This is a genomic window from Candidatus Hepatincolaceae symbiont of Strigamia maritima, from assembly GCF_055505085.1.
The window spans coordinates 1-5,125 of record NZ_DBKDTU010000219.1 but is presented as its reverse complement, the minus strand read 5'-3'; the positions used below and the strand labels follow the sequence as shown (position 1 = coordinate 5,125).

Annotated in this window: 5 protein-coding genes and 1 pseudogene; 5 read left to right on the top strand and 1 reads right to left on the bottom strand. The window is 28.9% G+C overall.

The window, feature by feature from the left end:
* The 5 genes and pseudogenes from ACQCX0_RS06045 to ACQCX0_RS06025 form a co-directional block, all read left to right on the top strand.
* A partial coding sequence (locus ACQCX0_RS06045) for a penicillin-binding protein activator (RefSeq protein WP_462563273.1) occupies positions 1-1,351 on the top strand: 1,351 nt, incomplete at its 5' end.
* Positions 1,352-1,561: 210 nt separating this feature from the next.
* Complete coding sequence (locus tag ACQCX0_RS06040) at positions 1,562-2,845, top strand: HsdM family class I SAM-dependent methyltransferase (RefSeq protein WP_462563272.1); 1,284 nt, start codon at positions 1,562-1,564, stop codon at positions 2,843-2,845.
* 451 nt (positions 2,846-3,296) lie between these two features.
* Positions 3,297-3,584 (top strand): annotated as a pseudogene (locus ACQCX0_RS06035) (restriction endonuclease subunit S); the annotation flags it as partial.
* Positions 3,581-3,898 (top strand): restriction endonuclease subunit S, encoded by a 318-nt coding sequence (locus ACQCX0_RS06030; protein ID WP_462563271.1) that lies wholly within the window; start codon positions 3,581-3,583, stop codon positions 3,896-3,898. The pseudogene ACQCX0_RS06035 and the gene ACQCX0_RS06030, both read left to right, overlap by 4 nt.
* Positions 3,891-4,208: a restriction endonuclease subunit S gene (locus tag ACQCX0_RS06025; RefSeq protein ID WP_462563274.1), complete on the top strand. Its 318-nt coding sequence runs from the start codon at positions 3,891-3,893 to the stop codon at positions 4,206-4,208. The genes ACQCX0_RS06030 and ACQCX0_RS06025 overlap by 8 nt, the downstream gene beginning before the upstream one ends.
* On the opposite strand, the gene ACQCX0_RS06020 is transcribed toward ACQCX0_RS06025, so the two are convergent.
* Complete coding sequence (locus ACQCX0_RS06020; protein ID WP_462563270.1) at positions 4,189-5,079, bottom strand: IS1595 family transposase; 891 nt, start codon at positions 5,077-5,079, stop codon at positions 4,189-4,191. The genes ACQCX0_RS06025 and ACQCX0_RS06020 overlap by 20 nt on opposite strands.
* Positions 5,080-5,125 lie beyond the last annotated feature (46 nt).

The window sequence follows — 5,125 nt, the reverse complement described above, 5'->3', positions numbered from 1 at the left end:
AGAATATTACATGCAAAAAATTTTTAATAAATTAAAATTATTTTTAGTTTTTTTTATATTACTAATTTTAGCAAGCTGTTCATTAGTACAAATTGATCAGGATTTTACGAATCGTTTGGATGTACCGGAACAACAAAAAGTTATCATTGCCGTAATGTTACCTTTAACCGGAAAATATAAAGAAGTAGGACAGGCAATTTTTAACGGAGTATATTTATCTTTTGTAGATAGTCAGAATGAAGTAGCAATTTTTAAAATTTATGATACTGTAGGTGATGTAAAAATTACGGAAGAAGTAGCAAGAAAAGCAATTAATCAGGATAAAGCTCAAATTATTGTAGGACCTCTTTTATCTGAAACTACCAAAGTAGTAATAGATTTAGCTACAGCAAAAAATATTCCGGTAATTAGCTTTACTAATAACAGACAAATTTTTAAAAATACTGATAATGCCTACACTATGGCATATTTACTAGATAATGATGTAGAAAAAATAGTAGATTATACTCAAAAAGAATTAGGAGGATCTAATATTGCAGCATTGATTCCTGCTAATCAATATGGATTATTTTCATTATCTACTTTAAAAGCAGCTCTTGAAGCCAGAGGTATGAGACTAGTACGGTATATTGTGTACCCTCAAAATGTACCTAAATTAACCGAGTATGTAGAGAAATTAATACCGGAAGAAGAATTACAAAAACATAAAGAAGTAGTAGGAAGATTGGCTAAAGGTGAAAAAGTACATGATAAAAATGGTTCGTTAATAACTATTGTACCTAATCCTAAACTAGATTTTGATACTTTATATATTGGAGATTTCGGTAAAAGAGCCGTGTTATTATCGGTACATTTACCCGTAGTAGATATTCCTTATAAAGATTTACATATTATCGGGAATAGTTATTGGAATAATAGTAAGGGTATAGCTGGTGAAAATACTTTAAATGGAGCTTATTTTCCTGCTTATAAATCACTAGAAGATACTCAATTTTATACAAGATACTTAAATTACTATAAAAAGAAACCCCATGTTTTAGCAGCTGCTGGATATGATAGTGGGACTTTGATTTTAAAATTTATTAAATTTTTTCAAGGAAAAGGCGTAATGTATGATTTTTCTAGGAAAAATTTATTAAATTATAAAGGAAACCAAGGGATATTAGGAGAGTTTTCATTACGAGAAGATGGGTTAAATGTTAGAGCAATGCAAATTAAAAAGGTATTGAGTAGAAAATTTACCACTGTGGAAAATTATAACAATATAGATTTCTTTAAAGTTACAAATTACAACAATATTGATATCAATCCCTTTGATATCAATTTAGATGTTATTAATAATCCGAACTAAAGCCATAATTAGATAATAATTTTATATAAGTTTAATTTTCACTCAAATTGGCAAATAACTTAATAGTTATGCTCTTAAGTTATAACAGTTTACTTAAAATATGGCAATTATCCCTTAACAACAAGTAAACAGATTTTTATCCTATTGTTAAGATAATATTCATTTTATTAATGTATAATAAAGTATAATTCAAAAATTTAAGGGATTAAAATGTTAACGGAAGCAGATGCTAGAATTGAAATTGATGAAGCATTAAAAAACAAAGGCTGGAAGCTTACTGTTAGCGATAAAAATGTTTTAACTGAAAGAACAAATTTATCAGGTAGAGCTGATTATGTTTTAAAGGCATACGATAGAGAAACTCCGATTATTATAATAGAGGCAAAACGTAAAGGTAAAGATTTAAATGAAGCCTTAGAGCAGGCTAAAAAGTATGTACATCAATTTAAAGCACCTATTGCTTACGCAAGCGATGGTAGCACAATAAAAACTATTCACTTAAGTAATTTGAAACCTTTAATGTTAAATGGTGAAGCAGTTGACCATTTTGTAACGGAAAGTTTAGCATTACAGTATTTATATACCAATGAACATAACGCTATTGGTAAAAAGGTAATACAATCTCGTAAAGAGCTTATTACAATTTTTGCTAATGCGAATAAAGGGTTAAGAAAAGAGGGCTTGCAAGCTGGTGTAGAGCGATTTAGTGAGTTTTGTAAGATACTTTTTCTGAAAATATTTAGTGAAGAAGTTGAGCTGGCAGAAGAAAGCGGAGCTAAATTACATACCTCAATTCAAAAAGAATTTAGATGGAATTACTTTAAAAATAAAGATGGTGTAGAGCTTTTACACTATGTAAATGATGTTGTTTTAAGGTATTTCCAAAAAGAATATGGAGAAGATATTTTTTCACCATTACAGTTGCAAAACCCTGTTGTGTTAAAGCGTATTATAGATAATCTTGACCCATTGTCTCTTGTAGATACAAACTCAGATATTAAGGGTGATGCTTGTGAATATTTTTTAAAAGCATATTTAGCAAACCAAAATAAAGATTTAGGTGAATATTTTACACCTCGCCATGTTGTAAAAACGCTAGTAAAACTTGTTAATCCAAAATTTGGTGAAACTATATACGATCCATTTTGTGGAATTGGTGGAATGCTAATTGAATCGTTTAAACATATCTATAATAAAATGCCAATGAGTGACAGAAATTTAGATATGCTCAAAAAAGAAACAATTTTTGGTGGAGAAATTACTAAAAATGCCCGTATTACAAAAATGAATATGATTTTAACTGGGGATGGACACAATAATATTGTACGACAAGAGAGCCTTAAAAATCCAAGTCATAAAAAATATGATGTAGTTATAACCAATATGCCGTTTTCACTGGGTAATTTTGACGATTATTCAGGGTTTTATAAACTAGGTAGTGCTAACGGTAACAGTTTATGTATCGAGCATTGTTTTGATGCAGTTAATTACTAAAAGGCTACGTAAAGAAGGTTAAAATGATCTTGATATATTTTTATCGTTTAATGATAAGGAAAATGAAAGTAATTTACTTGAAATAGGCTTTAATAAAATGGATATGGAGGCTATAAAGAATAACAATTATATAAGTATTCCAAGTCCATATAAAAAGTTTGAATTTAATAGTTCATTAAAATATTGCAGCTAGGTGAGCTTATAGAAGAAGTAATACAACGTAATACTGTAAATGCACCTGTGTTGAGTGTTACTAATAAAAGTGGTGGTACATTTATACTGCAAGAAGAAGTTTTTAAAGAACAAGTGGCCTCAGATAACACAGAGAATTATAAGTTAGTAGAGCTCAATCAATTTGCTTATAGCCCCACGTATCAATGTAGGATCTATAGCGTTAAATCTTACAAAAAATGTAGGTTGTGTAAGCCATATGTAGGTTGTTTTTAAAGTTAAAAATGAACACAGATTAGATTCTAAATATCTTTATTGGTTATTGCAGTCAAAGCAACTAAAAGAGCAAATTAAGTTTTATGCTTTTGGTAGTGTAAGGCAGACTTTAAATTTTAGTGATTTTTGTAAAATAACGATTCCGCTACCAAGCCTTGAAAAACAAGAAAAAATAGTTAAACAATTAGAAGAAATTGATAACTCAATTAAGCATGCGGAAAACCTCATAAAGTCCTTAAAAGCTAGGGGGGGGGTACGTTCTGTCTCTATGGACAGACAGAGAGTAGCATGATGAGATTAGCTAAAATATTTTTTTTAATAAAAGGTGCTACACCTAAATATGGAAAGTCAAACACTATTGTTATTAAGTCTAGTCAAGCTAGGAGATATGATGGTATTAACTTTGATACTGTATACTATTTAGATCAAGATAAAATAGGCAGTAAGCTTTTAAAAAAAGGAGATATTTTAGTTAATACTACAGGAAGAATAACATACTTTGATTTAGATGGAGAATATGTAACTGATAGTCATATCACTACCATCAGAGTATATAATAATATAAATTCTAAGTATGTTTACTTAGCCGTATCCCTCTATATATAGCAGTAAAGAATTAGAAAAATTATGTACTGGTTCTACAGGTCAAATTGAATTAAATAAAAGTACGATATTAAATCTTTGTTTGCCCATACCCTCTTTGGAGATACAAGAAGAAATAGTAAAACAATGTGAAGAAGAAATACAATATATAAAGATGACAGAAAAAATGATTGAAAAGCAAAAAGAGAAAATAGCTTTAAAACTAAAAGAAATTTGGATGCAAAATAAAGACAAACTAAAAGATGAACCTATTGCAGACAAATCTTTATTTGATACAATGATTTCTAAAGCTTCTAAACCAATTGTAGAATAGATTTAAAAATTGGGGTTGTTTGATTTCTTTTATTGTATCTAAAAGAAATTTCATTTACGTACGCTTGTAAATATTTAGGGCTTACAAAATGGTAAGTTCCATTTATGGAGAGTTTTAATTGATACCAGAATCCTTCAATTGAATTAGTATAAGAATCACCGTTTACCCATTGTTTTTTACCATGCTCAACTTGTGAGTAGTTATAACCTAATTTATTGATATTTTTATAACTTCTATATTCATCTGTATGAATGTTAGAGTTAATTTGTACATTGTCTCTTATAAAAGGTTTAATAGTTGCTGAAGTAGTATCACCAACAACTTTAGCAATTATATTTCCTTTTCTTTCTATAGCACCTACAATAGCAGTCTTCTTGGCCAAACTACGTCCTTGTGTATTAGGTGTTTTCTTATCATAATGTTTATTACTTTCTTTACCACCTATATAGGTCTCATCAATTTCAATATCACCTTTTAACAAATCTATACTTTCATTAAACAGCTTTCTAATCTGTTGTCCCATACGGTAAGCTGTTTTATAAGTAACACCTAGTTGTCTTTCTAACTCTTTTGCAGAAATACCATTTTTTGAAGCAGAGAATAAAAAGATAGCAAAAAACCAAGATTTTAAGCTAGTAGATGACTTATGAAAAATTGTATTAGCTAAAGGGTGTATTTGGTTACCACAATATGCACAAGCATAACATTTTCTATTACCTACTTTATGATAACTAAAAGAGTTATTACACTCAATACAATGTAACTGATTACCATAATTTTTATTAAAAATCTCTTGTAAGCAAGAATCATCATCAGGATATAATTCATTAAATTGTTTAATAGTACACTTTTCTTTTTTAACTTGATTCATAATATAATTCCTTTATATAAGTAGATCGGAAGAGCGGTTCAGCAGG

Excerpts from the sequence above, each read along its gene's own strand:
- ACQCX0_RS06040 (WP_462563272.1), top strand. The coding sequence starts at position 1,562 with ATGTTAACGGAAGCAGATGCTAGAATTGAAATTGATGAAGCATTAAAA.
- ACQCX0_RS06030 (WP_462563271.1), top strand. The coding sequence starts at position 3,581 with ATGATGAGATTAGCTAAAATATTTTTTTTAATAAAAGGTGCTACACCT.
- ACQCX0_RS06020 (WP_462563270.1), bottom strand. The coding sequence starts at position 5,079 with ATGAATCAAGTTAAAAAAGAAAAGTGTACTATTAAACAATTTAATGAA.